The sequence below is a fragment of the Aeromicrobium sp. PFPM2_SD2 genome, from assembly GCF_057364525.1.
In genome coordinates, this window is the sequence record NZ_JBNFNZ010000651.1 from 1 (window position 1) to 974 (window position 974).

1 protein-coding gene is annotated in these 974 nt (G+C 77.1%); it reads left to right on the forward strand.

The features are described from left to right. Nucleotides 1-168: 168 nt before the first annotated feature. Nucleotides 169-974, forward strand: an 806-nt coding sequence (locus AC2W7G_RS17180; protein ID WP_485869511.1) for a sortase, incomplete at its 3' end; no start/stop codon positions are given.

Consider the following 974-nt stretch of genomic DNA (forward strand, 5'->3'; position numbering starts at 1 on the left):
CCGGGGCCGCCGCGGCGACGGGCAGCACGCCCACGACGACGCTCGAGACCGTTCCCACGGCGGCGACGACGTCGTCGACCGGACGCCTGCTGCTGGCGGGCCTGCTCGGTCTGCTGCTGCTCGCCGGTCTCGGTGCCCCGGTGGTCCGGGTCGTGGCATGGTGCGTCGATGAGCGCCGTCGTGGAGGTGGTGCCGCAGCCGGCCCCCGACCCGGTGCCGGAGGTCCCCGAGGGTCGCCGCCGCGCGCCGCGCGAACGGTTCCGCCGGGTCCGCGCCTGGTGGACGAGCGTGCGCACCGCGCAGCGTCCGGCCGTGTCCGACCAGGTGTCGGTCGCGAGCTCGTCGCTGACCGTGCTGGCCGTGGTGTGCGCCTGGCTGCTGCTGCAGCTGCTCCTCCTGAGCGGACTGGCCCAGGACCGCGGGCAGACCCTGCTGCACGACCAGCTGCGCGCCGACCTCGCCGCCGCGACGACGCCGGTGGGCGGGATCATCGCCCCCGGGACGCCGGTCGCGCAGCTGTCGGCCCCGTCGATCGACCTCGAGCAGGTCGTCGTGGAGGGCACCGGCGCCGGGCAGCTCACCGAGGGGCCCGGGCACCGGCGCGACACGGTCATGCCCGGGCAGGCCGGGACGTCGGTGGTCTACGGGCGCGCGGTGACGCACGGCGGCCCGTTCGGCGACGTCACCGACCTCGTCAAGGGGGACGTCCTGGAGGTCACGACCGGTCAGGGCGTCGCGCGGTACACGGTCGAGGGCGTCCGGCGCACCGGAGACCCGCTGCCCCAGCCGCTCGCGGCGGGGGAGGGACGCCTGACGCTGGTCACCGCCGAGGGGTCCGGACGGCTGTCCGCGCTCTCGGCGGGCTCGGCGGTCTACGTGGACGCCGAGCTCGCGACCGAGCCGCAGGCCGCCCCGGCGGGCCGGCTCAGCGCCGTTCACCGACGCCGAGCTCCCGATGGGCACCGACTCGTCCG